This window comes from Selenomonas ruminantium subsp. ruminantium ATCC 12561, from assembly GCF_000424065.1.
In the GTDB taxonomy this organism is placed as follows: Bacteria; Bacillota; Negativicutes; order Selenomonadales; family Selenomonadaceae; genus Selenomonas_A; species Selenomonas_A ruminantium.
This window is the reverse complement of record NZ_AUJE01000002.1, coordinates 112,321-136,497: the sequence shown is the minus strand read 5'-3', so window position 1 is coordinate 136,497 and position 24,177 is coordinate 112,321. Positions and strand designations below refer to the sequence as shown.

General features: G+C 47.8%; 22 protein-coding genes. 3 read left to right on the top strand and 19 right to left on the bottom strand.

Translation table 11 applies throughout. The annotated features are described in order from the left end of the window. Positions 1-72 precede the first annotated feature (72 nt). Complete coding sequence (locus G598_RS0101455) at positions 73-1,821, bottom strand: 1-deoxy-D-xylulose-5-phosphate synthase (RefSeq protein ID WP_026765432.1); 1,749 nt, start codon at positions 1,819-1,821, stop codon at positions 73-75. A gap of 189 nt (positions 1,822-2,010) precedes the next feature. Between G598_RS0101455 and G598_RS0101450 the strand changes: the two genes are divergently transcribed. Next, positions 2,011-2,385, top strand: a complete 375-nt coding sequence (locus tag G598_RS0101450) for a MerR family transcriptional regulator (protein ID WP_026765431.1) — start codon at positions 2,011-2,013, stop codon at positions 2,383-2,385. A 70-nt stretch (positions 2,386-2,455) separates the two neighbouring features. Here the strand turns inward: G598_RS0101450 and G598_RS0101445 are convergent, their stop codons facing one another. The 3 genes from G598_RS0101445 to G598_RS19620 are packed head-to-tail and all read right to left on the bottom strand — an operon-like array spanning position 2,456 to position 8,949. Then, a complete protein-coding gene (locus tag G598_RS0101445; protein ID WP_026765430.1) occupies positions 2,456-3,820 on the bottom strand; it encodes a GGDEF domain-containing response regulator in 1,365 nt (454 codons plus the stop codon). 52 nt (positions 3,821-3,872) lie between these two features. Then, positions 3,873-6,668: a response regulator gene (locus G598_RS16690; RefSeq protein ID WP_051179774.1), complete on the bottom strand. Its 2,796-nt coding sequence runs from the start codon at positions 6,666-6,668 to the stop codon at positions 3,873-3,875. A 19-nt stretch (positions 6,669-6,687) separates the two neighbouring features. After that, positions 6,688-8,949, bottom strand: a complete 2,262-nt coding sequence (locus tag G598_RS19620) for an amino acid carrier protein (RefSeq protein WP_071837930.1) — start codon at positions 8,947-8,949, stop codon at positions 6,688-6,690. 263 nt (positions 8,950-9,212) lie between these two features. Between G598_RS19620 and G598_RS0101430 the strand changes: the two genes are divergently transcribed. Continuing rightward, positions 9,213-9,482, top strand: a complete 270-nt coding sequence (locus G598_RS0101430) for a TIGR03905 family TSCPD domain-containing protein (RefSeq protein ID WP_419185348.1) — start codon at positions 9,213-9,215, stop codon at positions 9,480-9,482. A gap of 92 nt (positions 9,483-9,574) precedes the next feature. Here G598_RS0101430 and G598_RS16680 read toward each other — a convergent pair whose 3' ends face one another. From G598_RS16680 to G598_RS0101375, 11 genes are all read right to left on the bottom strand, one after another. Further along, a complete protein-coding gene (locus tag G598_RS16680; protein WP_037362802.1) occupies positions 9,575-10,069 on the bottom strand; it encodes an acyl-CoA thioesterase in 495 nt (164 codons plus the stop codon). Between the two features lie 56 nt (positions 10,070-10,125). Then, a complete protein-coding gene (locus G598_RS0101420; protein ID WP_026765428.1) occupies positions 10,126-10,797 on the bottom strand; it encodes a hypothetical protein in 672 nt (223 codons plus the stop codon). Continuing rightward, on the bottom strand, positions 10,794-11,423 hold the full coding sequence (locus G598_RS16675; protein WP_037362866.1) for a flavodoxin: 630 nt from the start codon (positions 11,421-11,423) through the stop codon (positions 10,794-10,796). The genes G598_RS0101420 and G598_RS16675 overlap by 4 nt, the downstream gene beginning before the upstream one ends. 79 nt (positions 11,424-11,502) lie before the next feature. Next, a complete protein-coding gene (locus G598_RS0101410; protein WP_080656902.1) occupies positions 11,503-12,186 on the bottom strand; it encodes a flavodoxin family protein in 684 nt (227 codons plus the stop codon). A gap of 28 nt (positions 12,187-12,214) precedes the next feature. Next, positions 12,215-12,517, bottom strand: coding sequence for a YciI family protein (locus tag G598_RS0101405; protein ID WP_026765426.1), 303 nt, complete (start codon positions 12,515-12,517; stop codon positions 12,215-12,217). Between the two features lie 12 nt (positions 12,518-12,529). Further along, positions 12,530-13,078 (bottom strand): flavodoxin family protein, encoded by a 549-nt coding sequence (locus G598_RS0101400; protein WP_026765425.1) that lies wholly within the window; start codon positions 13,076-13,078, stop codon positions 12,530-12,532. Between the two features lie 28 nt (positions 13,079-13,106). After that, a complete protein-coding gene (locus G598_RS16670; RefSeq protein WP_051179772.1) occupies positions 13,107-14,168 on the bottom strand; it encodes an amidohydrolase family protein in 1,062 nt (353 codons plus the stop codon). A gap of 11 nt (positions 14,169-14,179) precedes the next feature. Beyond that, on the bottom strand, positions 14,180-14,806 hold the full coding sequence (locus G598_RS0101390) for a TetR/AcrR family transcriptional regulator (protein WP_026765424.1): 627 nt from the start codon (positions 14,804-14,806) through the stop codon (positions 14,180-14,182). 139 nt (positions 14,807-14,945) lie between these two features. Further along, complete coding sequence (locus G598_RS0101385; protein ID WP_026765423.1) at positions 14,946-15,866, bottom strand: ketopantoate reductase family protein; 921 nt, start codon at positions 15,864-15,866, stop codon at positions 14,946-14,948. A gap of 61 nt (positions 15,867-15,927) precedes the next feature. Beyond that, positions 15,928-17,172 (bottom strand): RNA-guided endonuclease IscB, encoded by a 1,245-nt coding sequence (iscB, locus tag G598_RS16665; RefSeq protein WP_037362799.1) that lies wholly within the window; start codon positions 17,170-17,172, stop codon positions 15,928-15,930. Positions 17,173-17,591: 419 nt separating this feature from the next. Continuing rightward, positions 17,592-18,479 carry an N-acyl homoserine lactonase family protein gene (locus G598_RS0101375; protein WP_211221452.1) on the bottom strand — a complete coding sequence of 296 codons (888 nt, stop codon included), beginning with the start codon at positions 18,477-18,479 and terminating at the stop codon, positions 17,592-17,594. A 183-nt stretch (positions 18,480-18,662) separates the two neighbouring features. On the opposite strand from G598_RS0101375, the gene G598_RS0101370 reads away from it, so the two are divergent. Then, on the top strand, positions 18,663-19,505 hold the full coding sequence (locus G598_RS0101370) for an HAD family hydrolase (RefSeq protein ID WP_026765421.1): 843 nt from the start codon (positions 18,663-18,665) through the stop codon (positions 19,503-19,505). Positions 19,506-19,699: 194 nt separating this feature from the next. Here the strand turns inward: G598_RS0101370 and G598_RS0101365 are convergent, their stop codons facing one another. The 4 genes from G598_RS0101365 to G598_RS0101350 form a co-directional block, all read right to left on the bottom strand. Beyond that, positions 19,700-20,344, bottom strand: coding sequence for a hypothetical protein (locus G598_RS0101365; RefSeq protein ID WP_211221450.1), 645 nt, complete (start codon positions 20,342-20,344; stop codon positions 19,700-19,702). A gap of 66 nt (positions 20,345-20,410) precedes the next feature. Continuing rightward, a complete protein-coding gene (locus G598_RS0101360; protein ID WP_026765419.1) occupies positions 20,411-21,304 on the bottom strand; it encodes a hypothetical protein in 894 nt (297 codons plus the stop codon). Positions 21,305-21,310: 6 nt separating this feature from the next. Further along, on the bottom strand, positions 21,311-22,891 hold the full coding sequence (locus tag G598_RS16660) for an SNIPE associated domain-containing protein (RefSeq protein WP_211221448.1): 1,581 nt from the start codon (positions 22,889-22,891) through the stop codon (positions 21,311-21,313). A gap of 451 nt (positions 22,892-23,342) precedes the next feature. Further along, positions 23,343-24,128: a transporter substrate-binding domain-containing protein gene (locus G598_RS0101350; RefSeq protein WP_026765418.1), complete on the bottom strand. Its 786-nt coding sequence runs from the start codon at positions 24,126-24,128 to the stop codon at positions 23,343-23,345. Positions 24,129-24,177 lie beyond the last annotated feature (49 nt).

The window sequence follows — 24,177 nt, the reverse complement described above, 5'->3', positions numbered from 1 at the left end:
GACAAACATTATCCTGCTTTTACTTTACCACTTGAAGTTTACTCCAAGTCAACCGGTTAAATGATGTTTTATTTACAGATTAGCCAGAATATCCTCTGCGACCTGCACAGCCGTCAGGTGATTTTCTTTGGCCAGCGTCGCATAATCATAGCGGTCATAGAATTTCTTTGCCAAACCAAAATTCAATACCTTCATCTTATCTGCGCCATAGAAGCGGGCAATCTTTTCGCCAAAACCGCCATCCAAAACACCATCTTCCAAAGTCACCACCAGTTCATGATTTGCTTTCAGTTTTTCCAGCAGTTCTTTATCCTGTCCGGTGATAAAGAGCGGATTGATAAGCGTAGCCTCAATGCCCTGTTCTTTGAGTTTTGCCGCAGTTTCTTCGGCCAGATTGTAGAAATTGCCCAAACCGATAATGGCCACATGGCTGCCTTCCTGCACCACTTCATATTTATTGAGCTCATCATAAGACTGGCGCACGGGGCGATTGGAACTGCCCACCATCATATGCGGCACACGAATAGCGACCGGATATTTTTCCTGCTTGACCGACCAATCCAGCATGGCCTGATATTCTTCCGAGGAAGTCGGCGCCAAATAAACGAGATTCGGGATATTGCTCATCATGGGGATATCGTAGAAACCTAAATGGGTCACATCATTCATGCCATACATGGAAGCCCAGAACACCAAAAAGGTTGCCGGGTTATTATTGACACATACATCCTGGGAAAGCTGGTCATAGGTACGCTGGAAGAAGGAAGAAAAATCGCCAAAGACGGGATGGGCACCATTGCGGGCCAGACCGGAAGCCATCGCCACAGCTTGTTCTTCGGCAATACCCACATCAATATACTGTCTGCCTAAAGCCTTACGGCGTTCCTGCGTGAGTCCCATGCTGGACGGCGTGGCTGCGGAAATGGCGATGAATTTCTCATCTTCCTTAGCCAGCCGCAAAAAGGTTGCTGCAGTCTGCTCAGCATAGGGGTCTACCATTTCCTGCCTAGTTTCGCCGGTTTCGATATCAAATGGCATATGCCAGTGCCAATCTTCCTTATTTTCCTCGGCCAGCCTGTAACCCTTGCCCTTTTGCGTGACGATATGGATAACCACCGGATGGTCGATATCCTTGACCTCACGAAACGCCGCAATCAGGGCTTCGGCATCGTTACCATCTTCTACAAAACGATATTCCAGCCCCATGGCCTTGAACAGATTGCGCTCTGACTTTCCCTTGGTTTCCCTGAGTTCCCGGAAGCCCTTATACATACCGCCATGCACTTCGGCAATGCTCTGGTCATTATCGTTGAAGACAATAATCAGATTGGAATCCATTTCACCGGCAGTATCCAGCCCTTCCAAAGCTTCACCGCCGCTCATGGAACCATCACCAATAACGGCAATGATGTTCTCCTTATCGCCCTTGAGGTCACGCGCCTTGGCCAAACCCGTTGCCAGGCTGATGGATGTGGAAGTATGCCCGACATTGAACATATCGTGCTCGCTTTCCTCCGGGTTGGTGTAGCCGGACACATCATCATAATGCTCTTCATAAAGGTATGCAGCCCTGCGCCCTGTGAGCATCTTATGCGGATAAGCCTGATGGGAAATATCAAAGACAAATTTATCCTGCGGCGAATCAAACACCGTATGCAGGGCAATCACCGCCTCCACGATACCGAAATCCGGGCCAAAGTGCCCGCCGTGGATACTTGCTCTTTTCAACATGGCATCCCGCATTTCCTGCGCCAATACCTTGCGCTGCTCTGCGGAAAAACCTTTTATATCCTGCGGGCCATTAATTTTTTCTAAATACATGTGTTACTTCCTTTCGCTATCATACAAATGATTTAAGTTCAACAGATATGGCTCAGTCTATACCTTTGAGCAAACTTCAAGTCAAGAGCTTTTTTACTGTATTTAGGAAAAATTTTTTCCTTGACTTCGAGTACACTCCAAGTGCTAAACTTACCATATAAGATGAAGTTATGACAATGAGGTGATTTTATGACCATCAAGGAAGTCAGCGAAAAATACGACATATCTGCCGATACCATCCGCTACTACGAACGCATCGGCCTTATCCCCCATGTCCCCCGCAAGGAAAATGGCATACGCGATTTCGATGAAGCCGCCTGCGGCTGGGTAGAGTTCTCCAAATGTATGCGCAGCGCCGGCGTACAGGTAGAAGCCCTGATTGAATATGTTGACCTGTTCTTCAAAGAAGGCACCGAAGAAGCCCGCAAGGAAATCCTCGTAGAGCAGCGTGCCCGCCTTCAGGAACAGTATGAACAGCTAAAAGCCACCATGGAACGATTGGATTACAAGATTGCCCATTACGAGGAACTTATGGTCAAAAAATGTCCCCATCTCAAATCGTGAGCCCCCAGCCAAAAAGGGCTGCTGCATGTAAATTTCTCACATGCAGCAGCCCCTATTTTTTGGTAAAACTTCACCGATTATAATTTTCCTTCTCATAGGTGACATACTCCATGAGATATTCGATATGAATACCGGTACGATTTTCTCCCGCCTTCCAGGTATCCATAATGCGCTGAAAAACAGTTTGGAAGTCTTCCTCCGAAAGATTCTGCAGCAGCACATAGAACTGATTTGGCTTATATCGCAGAATCATATCACTTTTCCGCAAGGTATCCTGCAAGCAAAGCTCAAATTTTTCTGCAGCCTCCTTCAAGCTGTCTGGGCACACCTCAGCCGTTTTCTCTTCGGACAGGATAAACAGCAATTTGACCACCGTTCCACCATAGCGCTTATAGAACTGGCGAAGAAAATGATAGAGCAGGGAAAACTGCTTGAGGTCCATAGAAATCACCCCATCGCGCCTATGCCAGCTTTCAACGATTTGCGTAATGCGGGTAAACTCCTTTTGGATATCATTCTCATCGAATAAATTATTTTCACCATCCTGCCCATATATCCTCACCCCGTTTTTACCGCTTTGCTTAACCTTGTAAAGGGCACTGTCAGCGAGCGGAAACAGCATATCATAGTCCTGTCCGTATTCCGGCACCAAAACTGCGCCAATCGAAATGCTCAAGGGGATATTAAAGCTCTCGCCAGCCAATTTGACCGTCTCTTTGATAAGCTCGCTGTTCAACCTGCGGTGCAGGCTTTCCAGGGCCGTTTCACTCTCCATATTGGTAAAAAACCCCATGAACTCGTCTCCGCCAATTCTGACCATAACATCCTGTGACCGGATATTGCGCCGCACAACATCCGCAAAAGTCCGCAAAACCTTATCGCCCATGCTATGACCATAAATATCGTTGACCAGCTTAAAATTGTCTAAATCTAAAATCATCAGCATACCAGCCCGCTCCGCACAGAGCTTTGTCACTCTGACGGTTCCTGCTGCTTTATTCAACAGACCGGTCAGCTTATCCACAGCCGCTTCCTCTTTCAGGCTCACGATTTCCTTCGTATGTTTGACCGTATTTAAGATGCGTTTTGTCAGAATATCCTTATGCACAGGTTTACGAATAAAATCCGCGGCACCTTGTTCAAAGCTGCGGCTCTCTGCCTCGCTGGTCTCTAGACCACTCAGGAATATGATGGGTGTGGGTTCCCGTCCCGCCTCCTCTTCCATACGCCGTAATTCCTGCTGGGTTGTAAACCCGTCCATTTCCGGCATCTGTATATCCAGCAGAATCAAATCGGGGGCGTTTTTACCCATAAATTTCAACAGGTCACGCCCGGAACGCAGGCAGCTGACACGCATGTCCTGTTCCCGCAGGATGCGCTTTGTATGAGTCAGCGCCAGGGGGTCATCATCAACAACAACAATCCAAATGCCCATAGTTTTCTCCTATCTTCTATCCGTTATCCGTTTCATTCTCGTACGAATCCCTTCACTTGTCCAGCAAGGTCAAAATGCCTTCGTAGTCAAAATGGTCCACCGCCTGTTTGAGCTTTTTGTAAAGCTCGACCTCCCCATCCGGAATTCGATAATCTTCCATCTCGGTGAAAATCTCCTCCAAACGGTCACAATCCATTTCTTCTGCAGCCTCCCGCATTTCTTCATAGACGCTTTCCATCAGTACAGCGTCCGCCTCCGGCTTCTCATCTTCCGCCGCTGTCTGTTCATTTGCAAAGACCGCCGCAAGCTGCACCTTAAATCCGCGATAAGTCTCGATGAAGCCTTCATGATGTGCCCGAATATATTCCCTATTCTCCGCCTTGCCGGCATTTTCCAGCAGCTGCGCTTCTTCACCGAATTCTTGGGCACCGATTATCCTGGCCGAACTTTTGAGCGCATGCACTTTGATGGTATAGTCTTTTATATTGCGCTCTGCATAAAAACCTTCAATTGCCTGCTCTGTTTCATCTATGGATTCATAGAAAATCTTCAACAGGGGCAGATAGGCCTCGACTGAACCACTATTTTTTATCCCTATCCGCATGTCCAGCCACTCTGCGCCCTGCAGCGGCGCAAGACTTTCCGGAATTTCCTCATTTTCCTGCACCATGACTTCTTCGCCTGCCTCCTGCATTTTTTCCTGCGGCAGATAGGTTAAAAGCATTTCCTCCAGCTTGTCGGTATCAATTGGCTTGGTCAGATAGTCATTAAAACCAGCTTCGATATACTGCTCCCGCGCACCGGAAATGGCGTTGGCGGTCAAACAGATTACCGGCGTATTCCTATTCGGTCCACTTTCCTGTTTCTTCAACTCATGCAGCGTCTCAATTCCATCTTTGCCGGGCATCATATGGTCGAGGAAAATGATATCGTATTTCTTTTCCTGGGCCAGCAAAAGCCCTTCATCACCATCGTTTGCCGTATCCACCTGAACCTTCGTCTGCTTAATCAAGCTCTTGAACACCGTCAGATTCATCGGATTGTCATCCACCATCAGAACCAGCGCCTCAGGTGCCGTAAATTTCTCGCGATATTTTTTATGTCCTTTTAACAATTCCTGATAGGACGCCTTGTAATCGCCCAACGGCTCCCACTTGACCACACGCTGCCGCAGCTTGAACGAGAACGTTGAACCAACACCGTAAGTGCTTTCCACCTGCAGGGATGAGCCCATCTTTTCCAGCAGGTTCAACGTGATGGTCATACCCAGGCCAGTGCCTTCCACGTTGCGGTTACGCTTTTCCTCAATGCGCTCAAACTTGGAAAACAGCTTCTCCATATCCTCCGGCTTTATCCCGATACCGGTATCCTTGACCGCCACACAGAGCAGCACACTGTCCGGGTCATCCGGGACACGCTCGAATTTTACGGAAAAGGTCACACTACCTTTTTCCGTATATTTCACCGCATTCGTCAGGATATTCGTAATGACCTGCTTGATACGGATTTCATCACCATAGAGCAGTTTCGGCGTCTCCTGGTCAAAATCCAGCAAAAGCTCCAACCCCTTGGCATCTGCCCGCGTGTGAATCATATTCACCAAATCATTAAAAACGGAGGAAAGGTCGTAATCCACAGGGATGATTTCCATCTTGCCCGCCTCGATTTTTGAGAAATCGAGAATATCGTTAATCAGCCCTAACAGAGTATTACCCGCTGTATGAATATTTTCGGCATACTCAATTACGTTTGGCTCACGGCTTTCACGCAGAATCATCTCATTCATCCCCAGCACCGCATTGATGGGGGTTCGTATCTCATGAGACATATTCGACAAAAATGTAGATTTCGCTTCATTAGCTGCAGCCGCTGTTTCCGCTTTCTGGTTCAATTCCTGCGCCAGACGCGCCTTATTTTCGTAACGTGTCATGATAGCCATGATTATGGAAATGACCGACAGCAGGACAACTATAGTCAGCAGCAACGTCCTTCTAAGCTGTGTAAGGGTAGACGTCGCATCAAACACCGACAGGCAGAGCCAACTGTTTGCTACCGGCACCTTGTACACGATGTACTCCTCATCACCAAACCGGAACGAAAAATACTTTTCGTTGGTAGAACGCAGCTCATCCACAAGCATTTTGCCAAACGTTCCTTCTTCAGTAAGGTAATTTTTCCCTACTTCTGCCCGGTCCGAATGCGCTATAACTTGATAATTCCGGTCTATAACGATTTCAATGTCCGAATCGCCTTTGGCTGCTAATTCTTCTGTCATTTTTTGCAAATGACTCAATGAGAAATCCATTGAGGCGACGCTTTTTACATCACAGAGCGACTTGGATAACGTAATCATCATGGTATGGGTTTTCGCATCGAGATACGGGTCCACGACAGCGACCTGACCAATGTTGGCCATCGCCCCTCCATACCAGGGGCGTTCCTGCGGGACATAATCCTCAGGGGGAACCCAGCCGGTTCCATCGATGAACACATCCGACACAACAGCATATAATCCTGTCGAATTACCTGCAGTGATATGCTCAGATGCCGCGTACTGATTCTCCAGGAAAGCCTCCATTTCCTCAGGGGACTTCCCCTTGCGAATCATATCATCCAGCGTATAGGACACCCCTCTTATGATATCCACACCTGTAGAGAGGTACTCGTTTATCTGATTCGCTGACTTTGTGGCAACAAGTTCCCGCGTCACGATGATCTTCTGCTTCATCTCGGACTGCAGCATGGTGTAATAGGTCATGACTACAGCCAGAAAAAACAGAATGATTATCGTCGTCATATCCACTCTTTTCAGGACAGACTCAGATTTTCTTCCTTTTTTTGCATCCATTTTTGTCCTCCTGACAGAGTTACCGAACAATGATAATATCACTCTTAAACCACTTTTGGGAGATTCTCCCCAAAGTGCCATCTACCTTCATTTCGCTGAGAATTTTTTGCACTCTGTTTTGCAGTTCTTTGTCCTCCTTTCTAAATCCCCAAGCCAAATCTTCCTCACTCAGGCTGTCGGGAAGGATAAAATATCGATCACTGCTCGAATGGATGAAATAAAATGCGGCCAGCGAATCCACAAATCCCGCATCCACTTTTCCATCTTTTACCTGATGAAGAACCTCCACATTGTCCATAAGCGGAACAACCTTAACCTCCTTGGAAAGGCCCGATTCCATAAAGCTATCAAAGGTTGTGGAACCAATCTGTATCCCCAGCGTTTTTCCTTTGAGGTCATGTATCCACATAATGCTGCTGTCTCCGCGAACAACGAAAACCAAATTGTCTTTTATATACGCTTCCGACAGGAGCATATTCTCCGCGGCTTGAGGCGTTACCGACATACTGCCGATACAATCAATTGTTCTGCCATTCAGTTCGTCTTCCTTGTCTTTCCAAGCGATGGGCCGTACCTCACACGTGACCCCCAAACGGGAGCCGACCTCACGCGCCAGGTCAACATCAAAGCCGACCAGGTCCCCATGTTCATCGGTAAAGCTCATGGGTGGGAAATTATCATCAACGCCAATTACAAAATGTCCGTTATCTACGACCATTTGCAGGGAAACATCCTGAGAACGGACAGACTCCTGTGAATCACGGCAAAAATAGATTATCCCCAGCGGCAGCAATACAGCACAAACAGACACAATCAGAAAAGCCCGCCATTCCTTGGACATGGGCTTTTTATCCGGCACGTCACACACCTTCTGCACATCTTTGTGCGCATCGTAATCCTTCACCAGACGCCTAAGCGTCAGCGAAAGCAGCAACAGGCCAATCAGGTTGGGAAATGCCATAAGACCATTAAGGGTATCCGAAATATCCCATAGATTGTCCAGATAGTCATTACCTGCCGCGCCAAGCAACTGCGCACCAGAGGCACCAACGATAATCATAGCAATCAGCAGCAGCTTCATAACCGGCTTGAAACGCACACCAAACAGATACGTCACCGCCGTCTCCGCATACCAGTACCATCCCAGTATCGTTGTAGTTGCAAAGAGCAGCAGCCCCGTCGCCAGGATATATTTGCCTGGCGTTCCCAACGCCACCTCAAAGGACTGCAGAGCTAGCTGTGCCCCCGTCAGTTCCGGGTAGTACGTCATCGTGCCGGTAACGAGAATGGCCAGCCCCGTAAGAACACAGATGACAAATGTATCCACAAACACCTCAAAGATACCATAGAACCCCATCTGAACCGGATGCGCATTATCCGCCGTGGCATATGCCATAGGGGCAGAGCCCATCCCCGCCTCATTGGAGAATACGCCACGGGCGACTCCCCGCTGAATGGCTTCCATCACACACCAACCGGCCACCCCACCGGTAACAACCGCAGGGTCAGCGAAAAACGCCATATGAATCGCATTGGTAATCGCCGCAGGAATTTGCGCCCAGTAGGTTAGCACCAGGAATCCCGTGCTCACCATATAAAAAACCACCATGAACGGAACAACAAACAAGGTCACACGCGAAAGACTGGTAAGGCCGCCGACAATGACCACTCCTACAGCCACAGCCATTATAACACCGCTGTTCAGATGGTCCACGTTCCAGCCCATAAACAGCACTTCCGCAGCAGAATTTGCCTGCACGGCGCCCCCCATCCCCAGAGATGCAAACAGTGCAAACAGCGCGAACAAAACCGCCAATGCCTTCCCTATCGTTTTCCAGATGCCTCCCCATTCACCCAGGCCATGTTCCAAAACATACATAGAACCGCCGCGCCAGTCACCATGCGCATCCTTTTTCCGGTAATGAACAGCCAGTGTAATCTCAGCAAACTTGGTACACATACCAAAGAACGCCGATATGAGCATCCAGACCAACGCCCCAGGTCCACCCAGGTGCAAGGCTGTTGCTACACCCGCCACATTGCCGGTTCCCACCGTCGCGGCCATCGCCGTAACCATTGCCGCAAACGAAGAAATGGACTTATCCTCTTCGTTCTTTTCCCGGAAGCTGAAAACTTCGGCTATTGCCGGGAAAAAATAGCGAAGTTGAGGGAAGCCCAGCAATAAAGTCAAATAAATACCTGTCCCCACAAGCAAAGTCATGCCCGGAGGACCCCAAACAAAGTGATTAGCCACTTCGTTGATTTGCATAATGAATTCCATCTATTCCCTAATCCTCCTCAAAAAGCCCCCGCCTCTGACATTTTCCCTTTTTCCTGTTCAGAGCCTTAACTGCAGATACCTTTGCAGCCTATCCCGTATGCAGGCACCTGTATACACTAACCCTATTAGAACTATTCGACATTTTGCTTAAAAATCCCTGTTCTATACGCACCAAATAGATAACTTTTTGCATACTTGCTAACTTTTTTATATCTTGTATAATACTCTTAGGTTTGTCGATGTTTAATGTTTAAGGAGAGCAAATGATGAAAAATTATTCCTATCAGCCCCAGGGTGTATGCAGCAAGCAAATCGACTTCAGTATTGATGAGGCCGGCAAGCTGCATGACGTTCAATTCACCGGCGGCTGCCCGGGCAATCTGGCAGCCATCAGCAAACTGGTCGAAGGCGCAGATGCGGCAAATATCGCCGCTATGTTGAAGGGCAACGATTGCCGCGGACGCGGTACTTCCTGTGCCGACCAACTGTCCAAAGCATTGAGCGAAGCTTTGGCTGATGTGAAAGGCGCCTAAGCCTTCTGAACACAAACCAATAAAAAACGGCAGTTACATCAGGTTTTCGCACCTGTGCAACCGCCGTTTTTTATATTCTGCTCTTTTTGCTATTATTCATTTTTCGTCTCGGTCAATTTTTGTTTAGCCAGTTCCCGCTGTTTTTTGCGTTCATGATAAAGCTCATGACGCTTTCTTGCAGCTTCAAAGGCAGCTTTAGCTTCCTCTGTCTCCAGTTTCAACGGCGGCACAGCCATCGGACGGCCGTTGCGGTCTAAGGCAACCATCGTGAAATAGGCGGACAGAGCATGCTGCGGGCCCTGCTCTGCTTCTAATACTTCTACCTCGACATTTACCGCCACTTCCATGGACGTGTGGCCAACATAAATGACCTCTGCCGTACAAGTGACCAAATCGCCAATCAGTATCGGCGTATGAAATTCCAATTCATCCACGCGCGCCGTTACCACATTGGAGCGGCTGTATTTGCGGGCTGCTGCATAGGCTGTGGAATCCATCATCTTCATCAATTCGCCGCCATGAACATTCCCGTTGGGATTCGTCTGGCTGGGCATCATCACTTCACTTAAATAAATCTTTGTTGACATCTATTTTCCTCATTTCTGCTCTTATTTTTATTTTATACAACAATATCGCATAATTGTCACAATCTGTCAATCCGGAAATGTAAAAATTTAGCCAGCAAAGCACCGATTATGATATACAATCCCATTATCGCTAACAGCAAGCCGACATATACGACTGCCGGTTCACCTGTGGCCGGCGTGGCGAAAATATGTTTCATCAGCAGGCGGTCCCCCACGCGGTCCAAAAAGGAACCATAAATCCCGCCCGCGGCCACCAAAACTGCCAGCACCACTTTTAACGGCAGGAACGCTGGCCAGGGCAGATGCCATCTTTCCCGCCATCCCTTAACGTGCAGCCCCCAATGCAAGCCCATCAGGATTAGCAGCGCATAAGGCAGGGACACATGCAGCTGATGAATCAGAATACTGCGCTGAATATCCAGCGGCATGATTTCCTTGAACAGATGATTGGAAATGCCGGAACCTGCGCCCACCATTACCAGCAGCACCACCAACAGTAAAATATCAATTACGGTACCGATAAGGCGAAAAATTGACCAGCGCCCGCGTTTAAGTGAAGCGAACCATTGCCGATTCTGACCGATATGTATGAGCACCAACAGCCACCATAAAATCCCCAGCACCTCATGCAGTACCTTGGGCACATAATGGAAGCACATAATGGGCAAAAACAGCAACGGCAAAAGTGCCGTCACTGTCATGCGAAAATTTATTTTGAACTTATTCATAAGCCCAGACCATTAAACCAACTTTTGATGTCTTCGGCTTTGGCCTGCGGAGAGAACAGCTTGCCGGCCTTCCATTCAGCCTTGCCCTTGGTCAGCTTCTGCAGATAGTCAGCACTCGTGCCGATATCGCTGCCGCCGGAGGTGCAGATGGCAGTCATTTTCTTGCCCGTGAAATCATAGCTTTCCACGAAGGTATCCATGATGCGCGGCGCCTGTCCCCACCAGATGGGATATGCCAGTACGATGGTATCATAGTCCGCAATCGGTGCATTCTTATCCGCCAGTTTCGGGCGGGCGCTGTCGTTCTTCTGTTCCACTGTAGCGCGAGTGCTTTCGTCATTATAGTTCAAGTCCTCTTTGCTATAAGGAACTTCCGGACGAATTTCGTAGAGGTCCGCATTCAAAGCCTTAGCCGCATTCTCTGCAAGCGTGCGGGTATTGCCCGTGGCCGAGAAATACGCCACGAGAATCTTGCCTTTAGCCGCAGGTGCCTTGCTGTCTGCCTGTGCCGTAGTCTGCACAGGTGCCGGTGCGGCCTTTTCTGCCGTCTTGCCCGACTCTGTACCACAGCCCACCAGACCTAAAATCATCAACACGCCCAAACAGGCAATCCATAGTTTTCGCATAATGTTATCCCCTTTCATCACCAATTTCATCTATGTTCACTCTAACACTTGTAGTAAACTTCAAGTCAAGTATTTTCTCTTACAAATTGGCGCCTATTTTATACGCCATATCGGCAAAGGATGACTTTTCGACCAGACTGCGGGCGCCGCAGCCTGTCGCCCAAACCTGCCCGACATCCTGCCATTCCATATAGCGCACCAACGTTTCATAATGATTGGCCAGTGCTTCCATCGTCCAATCCGCACTGTTATAGGCCGTAGCCATTATAATGGATTTCTTGCCATGCAGTTTTTCCGTCCGCGAATAAAACCTATCCACGATTATCTTTAACTGGGCCGACATACCAAAGTAATACAGCGGCGTGGTAAGCACGATAAGGTCAGCCGCCAGCATCTTGGGCATCAGGGTATTTTCGATGGCATCCTTGAACACGCATGGGCCATCCATGCCGCATTTGTCACAGCCCTGACAAGGATGCGTTTCCTCATGCGCCGCATCAAAGGTAAAGACTTCATGCCCGGCGCTTTTCGCCCCTTCGGTGAACCGGTCTGCCAAATAAATCGAGGTGGACTCATTTTGCGGATGGGGGCTGCTGGTAATCACCACAATCTTCATGTTCTTTCCTCCCGAAACACTTCCCGGTACAAATTCCTTTGCTTCCTTACTGCTCTTTTCGCCAGTCAGCGCGCCCAGACCACAGCCGGAAAGAAACAAGGTCATAGCACCTGTGCCGGCAAGCTGTATAAATTCCCGTCTGTTCATAAGGATTTCCTTTCCTCAATGCCGCTGCTTATTTGCCTGCACAGTCAGCCAGGGACGGCGAAATCATCGCGGCCTTAAAGGAACGCACTTCATAATCGGCCATGCCGCCTGCGTAATACACATCTTCCCGCAGGATTTCGTCCACGGCTTCACGCGTTTCGGCGCCGCTAATCATAATCCCGGCCATCTCTTTGTCGGTATACGGCCCCACCAGCAGGAAATCGCCCTGCTCAAAATGTTTGGTAAACCAGGCAATATGTTGCTTAAAGAGCTCCTCGCCCTTACCTGCCGGAATCTTGTCTGCCTTTAACACCTGATTGATGATGAACATTTTTCTTCCCCCTTACAAATTCTTGCCCGTCTCATAGGCTTCCTGCATCGCTGCCGATTCACGAATGGCACCGGGTGCCAAAGCCGAAGTACCGATAATGGCACCTGCATTGCGTACGCCCACCTGATTGAATTCCTTGAAACAGCCCACATACATATTAAAATCCGAAAGAATATTGGCCATAAATTTCTTATCCGGCACGCCGCCCAAGGTAAGCAGATAAAAATCCTTGTCTTTCAGAATTGGCAGCAAGGGATAGGTACGGTCCAGAAACCGCTTCATGAGCCCCGTCCAGGTAAAGTAATAGAGCGGGGATGCCAATACGATAACATCCGCAGCCTTTAGCTTTTCGAGCACTTCAGCCATATCGTCCTTCTGCACACAAGTGCCGCCATTATTATGGCAGGCACGGCAGCCATAGCAGTCACCAAAGGTTTTATCCCGCAGTTCTACTTTCTCCGTCTCATGCCCGGCTTCCTGCGCGCCGCGGATAAATTCGTCCGCCAGGATTCCCGTGTTGCCATTTTTTCTCATGCTGCCATGAATAACTAAAACCTTCATCGTCTTCTCTCCTTACACATACGCATTATCACGAAAAGATTAACTCTTGCGAATTTTGGCAATATATTTTCGCCAGCCATTGCCTGTTTGCCAATTCATTATCCAAAGCGGCCTTCTTGCCCAGCAAGGCTTTCGCCGGAACATAGGGGAAGTCACTGCCATAGAGCAAATGACCTTCATCGGTAATCTTCAGCAGCATATCCATCGCCTCCGGCATGGGGTCACCAGCCAAATCATAATAAAGCTGCTTCATGCCCGCTTCCATATCCACCGGCTTCATCATCTGCATGCCTGCCAGCATGGCAAACATCGCCTTGGCCCGCTGTTTCATATAAGGCAGGAAGGAACCGCAGTGCGGCACGACCAGACGAACCTTAGGATAACGCTCCAGCATGCCACTGGCGAGCAGGTTGACAACGGCTCGCGTGGTATCGGCAGGATATTCAAACAACGCCATGACCTGCCCCGTCACCGTCCCTTTATGCGGAAGTTCCCTTGCCGGACTGGGGTGCAGGATAATCAGCGCCTGACGGCGGTTTAGTTCTGCAAAGACCGCTTCCCAGCGTGCATCGCCCAGATAAATACCTCCGGCATTGCTCGGAACTTTCACGCCCAAAGCCCCCAGCTTATCCATCGCATACCTTATCTCTGCAATACTGCCCTCGCTGCTCGGAAAGGGAAGGGCTGCCACAAAGCCAAATTTATCCGGATACTTGCGGCAAAGGGCGGCTGTTTCCTCATTGATTTCCCGCGCTACCTCACAGGACAGCTTTTCATCTCCGTTATAGATATGCGGTGTTGCCGGCGACAGCACCGTATAATCAATCCGGGCCTGCTGCATAAACGCCAAATGCGCTTCTTCCGACCAGGCGGGCAAAGGATAACCCTCCTCAGCCGCCGCATCAATGCCGAGCTTTGTAAGCCCCTGCACAAAGCTCGGCAGAATTGCATGGGCATGCACATCAATCTTGCGCCCGGCAGGGAGCGCTTCCCTGCCGGCTGCCATTGCCGTCTTTTCCTGCATAGCCCCCAGCCCCCAAAGGGCAAACGCCCCGCCAATACCTGCTTTGAGAAAATCACGCCGTTTCAAGGTATCCCTCCTTAATTCACGCCTAACAGCTTCCGCAGACAATTATAGGAAATCTCATAGATGGACAGATACTTATAATCAACACCCGCTTCGGCCATCGCTTTTTTCTGCTCCTCCGTCACCACGGCATAGGGATAAATCCCATAGATAAACGGGAAATACGCATAGATAAAGCTCTGCTTGGCCACTTCATTCATTTCCGGGCAAAACTTGTCCAGACAATGACGCACCGCCTGCATGGACTTGCCATACGAACGCTTGAACTCCACCAGATTCTCATAGCGGCTGTTCCCTTCCATATCAAAATGATTCATGGAGAGAAGCTTCAACAGCCTTGACCGCTTTTCCAAGGAACGGGACAGGGCATCTGCCAATTCATCATGGCTTAACGACTCATGTGCAGACAGCAGCTCTTCCAGATCAGCTACCCACAAATCATACTCCCGCTGCATCAGGGCGAGAAAAATTTCTTCCTTCGTATTGAAATAGTTGTAAATGGCCGTGCGGTTAAAGGTCGTCACCTTGCCAATCTCTTTGAGCGTGATATCCTTAAAATTCATCGTCTCATAGAGCTTGGCACAAGCATCAATAATCTCTTCCCGCCGCGCGAGCAGCACTTCTTCTGAAACCTTTGGCATAAACAGCCTCCTGCAATTTATTTTTCAAAAATGACATCGTGTAACTTATGTTAATTGCATTATAGCTATAAAATGACGCAATGTCAATATAATCCCTAAAAAAATTCGCCACGCTTTTTCGTGACGAATTTTGACCCTTTTACAAATTTTTCGCACCCCAGTCCGCAACCTGCTGATACAAAGGCACAGCTACATGATATTCCGTTCCCAACTCCACTACACGATTCACCAGTCCGGCAAATTCCGAATTGCCGCCCCGCTGAATATCCCGCTGCATGGACATCGTAGAGCCAGCCTTGAGCGCGTCCATGATGTTCAGCCCCGTTTCCACCAGATTTACGGTAAACGTAATGCCCATGGCTTGGCCCAAGGCTTCCACTTCCTTAATCAAACCAATGAACAGTTCACGCTCCTGGCCGTCCACCTGAAACTTTTCGCTCGTGGCGTTAAAATATGCTCCCGCCGCTGCCGCAGGCGAAACAAAGGCAAATTTTTGCAGGGCATCACGGATGATGTTATCACTGAAATGCGCGCGGATTTCCGCCTTTTGCATGACCGTTTCCAGTTCCTGCGCTTTCTCCCGCAAGCGAACCTCCTGCTGCGGACGATAGCCAAAAATTACCCGCAGCATCTTATCCGACTGATAGATAACACCCGGCGAGGCAATTTCGCCCATCACATAGATACAGCCATCCAGACAGGTGAGTTCCGGCAGTTTCTCCTGCATCACGCCGCCCGTGCCGAACACGTTAAGCACCGGTACGATGAGTACCTCTGCATTCATCTTTTCCTGAGCAAAGGCAATGGCATCGTCAATATTATAGTATTTTACACAGACCAGCAATACATCGGGCATATCCGCATACTCTTCCGCTGTGCAGGCCTTTACCTTCTTTATCTGCTCCGTACCCCGATGATTGGTTCGCAGGGTAAGCCCCTTTTCCTGTATAGCTGCCAAATGCGCTCCGCGGGCAATCACCGTTACCTCATTTCCGGCCATAGCCAAATACGCTGCCAGCACGCCGCCGGTGCCCCCGGCACCAAAGATACAAAATTTCATGCCTTTGCCTCCCTTTTAAAAATACGGTCAAATATGGTCAAATATACTCAAATATGCATCTCTAAGCACATTTGAGCCAGTAAATCTTATTAAATCTCCACAAAAGCCTTGTTTTCAGAGCATTAACCCGTTTGCAATGCTTTGTGGGTGATTGGAAGTTTAACTGATTTTTGTCAGGATACATCGCTGTAACATAACCCGTATGAGTTTCGCCATTGCGATAAGTGTAGGTCACATAATCCCGATGACGGAAACCGCAAACCTCATCAACGCCAGCTTTGCTTTTTCGACGCATAGGCTTAATGCTCCATTCCCCAACGCCTATATTTTCAGGCTTCAAATCGGTTATACAAACCGCGTCATTGGTATGCGTCTTGGAAATATTCCAATCTTCACGTTTATTGGCGGTATCACCACCAGTTGTCAAAACCAACGAACCTCGTAACTGCAACTGTTTCTTGAACCAATGCTTGCCCTGCATAACACGCTGGGCATCATCAAGCCCTTCGACATGACCTGCGGATCCAATCAAAGCGTAGTACCTATCTGCAAACTGTGATTCCCTGCTAAATGTTCTAGCATGACAGTTGGGGCAAAGTGTTATCAGATTGCTAATGGTATCTGCACCGCCAGCCTCTCGCGGAGTAATGTGATGTACCTCAAAACGAGTTTTGACTTTGCCGCATTCCATGCACTTGCAGCCGTCACGATAGATGGCTGCAAGACGCAGATTGTTGTCCAGACGGTTTGACCTCTGATACTGCCAACGGTAAGGCTTGTATCCGTCCGTCAAAGCCCGAATGTCAATTTTCACCTCTTCCAACCAGTAGCCGTCAATGCGAATCCATTGCCGGAGCCTGTCGATTACGCGAAGCGTCGCTTGTTTTCGCTGAATTATCGACGGCATCAATCTGCCGCTTCTTCGTGAAGACGCACGATTGAAGAACCTTGCAGGGCGGTACTGCTTATGGTATCTATGATACCTGCGGTAGCCACGGCGAACGGTCAGCAAATGCTTGACGACCTTGCGTTGCTCGATAGTTCCCTTGAATACAACCTTGTTTTTGGTCAAACACTTTTGAACCAACGCAAGCCCAACATGATTCGCACCATCGTCAATGCCACAGCGTATTTCATCGTTATTTGGGTTGTCCACGACTTTATTTAGTTGAATTACCATCGGGAACTTCGATACCAGCCGAGCTTTATGCTGACGGACAAGCCGCCAGGCATTCTGCTCGATAGTGGGGTCAAGTCGTTTCCCTTCTGCGTCCAGAACGAACGCATATTTCTTAATTATGGGCATCTCTGCCACCTTCCTTTACAGGAGAATTTTCCTTCTTGCCCATGTCGTCAGGAAGCTCATGTGTTTCCCTGTTATCCCCGCAGGACATTAGCGGTGTTTCTTGGTTGGCACTCTCAGAGCAGCGGACTGATGGTTTACATCCGCAGGTGAGTCTTTAACTTATCCCGATAACTTAGTTCATCCCGCAAACAGCTTTCGCCGAACACGGTCACTAGAGCTTGAAACAGCCCGTTAAGCATATTATATAAGATATTTGTCCACTTATATACATATTTATCGATATTTTCGACTACTTAACGGTTCGTCCTCATTGGTTTCGTAAGGATGTGACAGCCAAAACGTATATCCTGCAATGGCTTCGGCGGCGACCATTTCCAAAATCAGCGCTTCATTGGGACTCGCCAGGCCTTTACCGTCCCTTACAAAACAATTTCGTGAGGAATTACATCCATATTATGATTCGCCAAAGATTCCAGACATTCCTCTTTTTGACTCATATCATGAATCCATTGCAGCGAACGATAAGCCTGCGGGGCATCAAGAGCGGTTCCCCGCGGAATCATTTCCTTCCAGGATTTTTCTGCATAGCCGCCATCGGCAAATAGCAGGACAAATTTGCCGCCATGCGAGATTTTCACCGCCGCCAAACCGCTGGTATGGCCGGGAATCTGAATCATTTCCACACTGCCATCGCCAAACAGGTCAAAACTGCGGCCCACTGGCCCCTGGCCTGTTTCTTTAAATGCAAACGTTTCCATGTTGACGCCTTTCCACATGCTGGTCACATAGCGTTCCGCATGTGCTTTCGTATCCTGCCATTCCTCCTCACTCACGAGAATGTGTTTGGCCTCTTTCAACTGCCGCAAGCCGCTGGCATGGTCGGAATGCAAATGCGTAAGCAGTACATAGTCAATATCCTTGGGCTGGATATTTCTGCGTGCTAACTGTTCGACCAGCGATTCGCCCAAGGGCAAAACACCCTGATTCAGCAGATAATGCGCCAGCCCCAAATGACGAATCTGCGCCCAGCGGCTGTATTCCCCTTTAGGACTGATTTCCCGATGCCAGCCCGTATCCACGAGGATTTTCCCTTGTGGATGTTCAATCAAATAGGCGGAAACCGGCAGCCATAAGCGCTGTTTACGCCCATAAGACGACAATAACGTAAGCTGCACCGGATTGGGATTTTTTTCTGCATCCTTAAACGGCAGGCCGGGCGACACACATACACAGCCGGTATGGAATACATGGATACGGATTTCAGGCTGAACATTTTGCATAACGCCAATCCCCTTTCGCTCGTTCACTTCTCTATGCCTCACATGATAGCATAGACGAAATGACTTTGCTTAGACAGGACTGCCGTAAGTGTCCAAACATGTATAAAAAAAAGCGCACTTGGCGCTTAATGAGAATTTTTCACCTATGGTAAAACGTACATAAATGGATTATAATTTAGCCATTATGTGACTTTACGGAGATGAACGATTATGTCTAAAGAAAATAACTACCGCCTGCTGTCCCTCGATATGGACGGAACTCTGCTTACTTCGGCCAAACAGATTCCCCCTGAAACAACTGCGGCTATTCAGCAGCTGATGGAACAAGGGATTGAGGTTGTCGTTGGTACAGGCCGCGGTCTGGCGGAACTTGCCGACTACCGTGATGCCTTTAAGGGTATGCACTATGGACTATTGGTAAGCGGCGGCTTGATTTATGATTTTTACAAAGAACAGCCCTTGACCACGCATGCGCTATCCGTAGAACAGTGTCAAAAGTTACTCGCAACAGCCTGCGAAGAAGATGCTATGGTACACATACTTACCATAAATGCTTCCGCAGCCCGCGAACAAGATATTTTGCACATGGACGATTTTTCCATGGCCGTCTATCAGGATATGTACGAACGTATCTGCGACAGGCCGAAAGATTTAGCACATTACATACAGGAACACGCTGGTGAAATTCTCAAAATTAACCTTTATCATCGCACTACGGCCTCGCGTGAACGCAGCCGCAAACGCCTTGCCGGTCTTGGTATGAACCTTGTACTGGCAGAACGAACGGGACTGGAAGCTTCCCCCGAAGGCATCACCAAAGCCAGCGGGCTGAAAGAACTATGTCAACTGCTGAATATCCCCCTTGCCGCGACCGTTGCCGTTGGCGATGCGCCGAATGATTTGGAAATCCTGCAAACAGCCGGGCTGGCTGCCGCTATGGGAAATGCTGCTGACTCCATCAAAGAAATCTGCGATGTGGTCGTAAGCGACAATGACCATAACGGCGTTTTAGAAGTAATAAAACGTTATTTTTTAGGTAATAACGGACAATAAAAAAGGCAGCCTTACAGCCCACTGTCATTAAGTTAAGAACTAAGCGACCAAAATCGCACACCGCCCTTGACTGAATGCCGTTAAGTTAAGGCGGGCGAACAAAAAAGACATCAGAAATTCGGCTCAAGACCGACGCTCTGGGAGTCTTTCCCATATCAAAAGAAGCCAACTTCAATAACGGCGTTACCCTCTTTTTATTGCTTTTTCACATAAAGTTCATACGCTGCTTTATAAATCTTTTCGTCAATGGACTCTGGAATAATATCCTTATAGCTTACGTTACCAAGGAAATCTTTTTCTATAATCCTGTCGTTTGAAAAATCAAAGCGGTATAAGGCATAATTCTGTAAGCCGCTTAAATAGGATTTTCGAATATACACATTGTAGTAGCCAGAGTCATCTACAAAAGCGTCAGGGCTTATCGTACACGTGTACTTATCCGTAGATAACACCCAGTTCCACTGACCGACAGGCGTTGGGAATACTTTTGGGGTATTCATGATTCTATGGGCATACTCAACAACGAAATTTTCAATCGAGTCCGGTAATACAGGGCTTACTACGTCCTGCCCTTTACCATCGGTATCCTCTACTTTATCCCCTATATAGGTAAGTACCCTTTTTAGCGTAGTTGTCCTATCCTTAAAGTTCAATACATAGAAATCCCGTGTTTCCATATACGTGCCTGCTCTTGTCAGACTCCTTGTTTGCGTCCAGTACGATAAAGTATTAGCGCCCTTGTCGTATTCAATGGTTTCCGTATCAACGGCTACCGTATCCTGCCCTCTCGTCAGAATAACGTGCCATCGGGTTCCTCCCGCCTCGATAATACCATTCATAAAAGCCAATCCAGACAGTATAATCCCTAGAATAAGCCCCATATGAATAACTTTCCTCACAACAAATCACCTCTCAACCGTTAATCCGTCACCGTCCAATCGGTGCAATAATTTCTTATGGCCCGTGGCAAAGCTCATTAGCTGTTTCTTTATCGCCTCACCTATCGTATCCGGGACAATGGCTGTTGGTTTGGACACTTCTCCGTTATCTGCCAAATCGTAATAAGCCCATTCATCATTGCTATTCCTTTGTATTACGGCTGTAATATTATAAGTATTGTTTTTGAAGTCATAGCACCAATCCGTGCAATACGTTCTCACATTTTCCATGTTGGCGTCATAGGTGTACACCGAAACAGGGACTACGGCTTTGCTTTCGTCATTATTCAGATAATGTGCCCGCCAAAGATTAACAACGGTATATTCCTTATTGCCGTCAACGTTTTTGGCATTAACGCACGGTCTAGCTTTCTTGTCTTTATATATGGAGTAGCTGTTAGTCCCTGCCAAATGATTCTCCACATAAGTAAATACAGGGCGATAAAAACTCTGTACATCGACATACTGATAGAAGGCGTCCGTGTCGGTTACTAGGACATTCCCGCTCTTATCCAGAAAGGACGAGCTTAGCACATGAACCGAGCCCCGTAGAAAGTCCAGCTTTATCTTAAATATTCCCGCCCCGTCGTCTGCCAATAAATCTGCGTTGATATAACTGTGGTCAAAATCTTCGAGAACGGCCTTTGCACTTTTGGCGGTATATTTCATTTTAAGCCATAGTTCTGCCTCCCGTACTTTACCATTGAAGTTCGTGGTTTTGGTGATATTTGCCATGTCAACAAAGTAACCAAATTCATCATCGGACTCAATCCATTGCCAGTTATGGGGGACTGCATATACTATGGACTGAACCATCAGAACAAAAGCCAGTCCCCACAGCAGGGCTATTCGTCTTATCATTTCGATTCACCTCCGCCATAAATTGTCTGATTCAATATTATCCATCTCGTTTTTTATCTGCTCTCTCATACGAAGACTTTCCCTGTACTGCTCCGCGTCGGCGGTCTCATAGAATTCCGCCGTGCCATCGTAGTTCTCTTTTACAACTTTCTTAATTTCTTCCAAGGAGCACCTAAAGAATTCCCTGCGGGTGTTCACCATGTTTACCTTCTTGTCTTCAAACGCCCTGTGCAATGCTGCTTCAAGTTTTGGGGCGTCATCGGTGAATATCATCGCATGAACATCAAAGTTGAACGGGACGGACGCACTTCCAAGCTCATTGATTCGTTCCATGGGGTCGAGTCGTCTGGTCATTCCGATTTTATATACATCGTCGCCGAAAGAGCCAATATTGCTGATGATATAAACGTACCCGGCTCGTTGATTCGCCTCCCGATAATCGACATCTTTCAAGTGGTCGTTTACTTCCTGCAAGTGATTCTCCAGCTCCCTAATCCTTTCGAGGAGTTCCTGCTTTTCCTCTTCTGCCATATCACGGATTTGTTGTCTGGCAGCTTCCAGTGCGTTCTCGTAATGGCTTTTCTCTTTCCTTACCTTATCCCGCTCGGCCTCCAGCTCTTTCTTTATCCTAAGGTTCTCCCGTTCCTCGGCACGTAGCTCCCGTTGGCGGTCACGTTCTTCTTTTTTCTTTTGTGCATATTCCAAAGCCAGATACATCTCTTCCCGTTTTAACTGCAAATAATCGCTGTTTATGTATATGGCGTGTACTTTCCCCAATTTGTTGATGGTTTCGTATGATTTCTCCATGCGTTTCAAACAGCTTTCGTGGTTGCTGTAACTGACCTTGCCAACAATATCATCACACTCTAAGTTGAAAGACCTTAGCAGCAACTTCTTCGTATCCCTTATCAGTTTATCACCTGCTGTCCTACTGTTGTTGATAGTCCAAGTAGTGCTGCAAATGCAGGCTGCGTCATTTCTAATCATTTGTTTTTGCCGTTCTCTGACAGCATTTAGCAAGTCCTCATATTCCAGTGAATAACTCATGGGATATTTTGGCTTATACAAAGCAAATGACTGCAACAGCACCCTGTCGTCCCATTCAATGACTTCTTCTTTATCCCTCGCAATCCTTGCTTTAAGTTCCCAGTGCTCGTTTTCCAGCTCTTTTTCTATTCTCTGCCGGGTTTCTTCGAGTTCAACAGCATAGTTGTCAGCTAGGTAATCCTTCTTCTTTATAAGGTCGGCACACTCTTGTCTGAGCTTTTCCTGCTTCTGTTCAAGTTCGGTATTATAGCTGACCCTTAATTCCTCTCGTTGCTTTTTCAGGTCGTCACAATCTCTTTGAAGTTTGTCCTTTAATGCCTGTTTTTCTTTCCTTAGGAGCTGCTTTTGTGTTTCTATTCTCGAAACGTAATCATCGTACCCGTCGTCAAGTCGCTGATACTCGTCCTTTATTTCCTTGTATTGCAGTTGCATTTCGATAAAGCCTTTTCTTAAAGCATCAATATCATCCATCAACTGCTTAACACGTTCTTCCTTTTTACGGATTTCCTTCGAAATCGGTAGCATATCCCAAAAAGACATGATGAAAACCTCCTTGAGGTGCCGTTCGGTCACTCTCCGACGCACAATCTGGAACTGTACGCCCTTTTTGCCCAAGGTCAGACAAAAATCAGCATACGTCCTTGTAGTTGCTGGCTTCTCGGCTGTCCGCTTAACAAAACAGAAAGTGGAGGAGTTCTTTTTAAAGGTACATATTGGCCTCTGTCGGCAATAATTCCGAAGCCCCCTTGAGAATAGTAGGGGGCATATTGGTTTTTATTCTTTCTCGCTTTGAAAAGCCATTGTCAAGAACCAAAACAACTTTTGTCCTAGTATATTTCTTTTTGGCAAGCGGATTCTCCTCCCCAAAACTTTCCCGATGGTGGCGTTAAATTTTCCCAGTCCTGAAAATAGGCATAAAATACCTCGCAACGCTTTTACCTGTTTACGCCGGATAAATCCCTAAAATTCCATACAGTATCTCTCCAGCTTCTTACTTATATAGGTATTTCTTCTCCAGCTTTGCCAGGGTTCCGTCCATTTTCAGTTCTGCCAAAACAAAGTTGATGTAGTTCAAAAACTCCTGGTCGCCTTTTTGCATGAGTATACCGCAGGAATGACGGGTGAACGGTGCTTTCATCAGCGGAGCCGCGAGTTTATCATTCAATTCAATATAACGGGCGGCCTCCACGGTTTCCGTTATCATGATGTCAGCATTGCCCTCCGCCACCTGCCGGGGAATATCGGCATTTTCCTGATGAACAATCAGTTTTGCCTTTTTAAGATTTGCATGGGCGAATTTTTCATTGGTGCCGCCGGGATTAATCATGACACGCACCTCCGGCTTGTCAATATCAGCAAGGCTTTGATATTTCTTGGCGTCGCTTTTCCGGCACAGAATGGTTTTGCCGAAAACACCTTCACCATAGGCATCCGACATGGCCATGGTCTTAGCTCTTGCATAGTTTCTGGAGATACCACACAGGGCGATATCAAATTTTCCGGCCAGCGTATCTGCGGTAAGGGTTGGCCAACTCGTGGGCACATACTCGATTTTCACGCCCAGAGAGTCGGCAATCAGCTGCGATAACTCGGCATCAATGCCCTCGTATGCGCCTGTCTGGGGATTCAGATAAGACATCGGAATGTAATCACCTGTTGTCCCAATACGGATAGTACCTCTGGCGGCAATATCTTCCAAATGCCCTGCAAAAACCGTTCCAATAGTCAGCAACATCAGCACAGCCCAACACAAGAAAACACGTATTTTTTTGTTCATGAACATCAGTCCTTTCTCACAGATAATTTCTCACCATGATACTATTCTC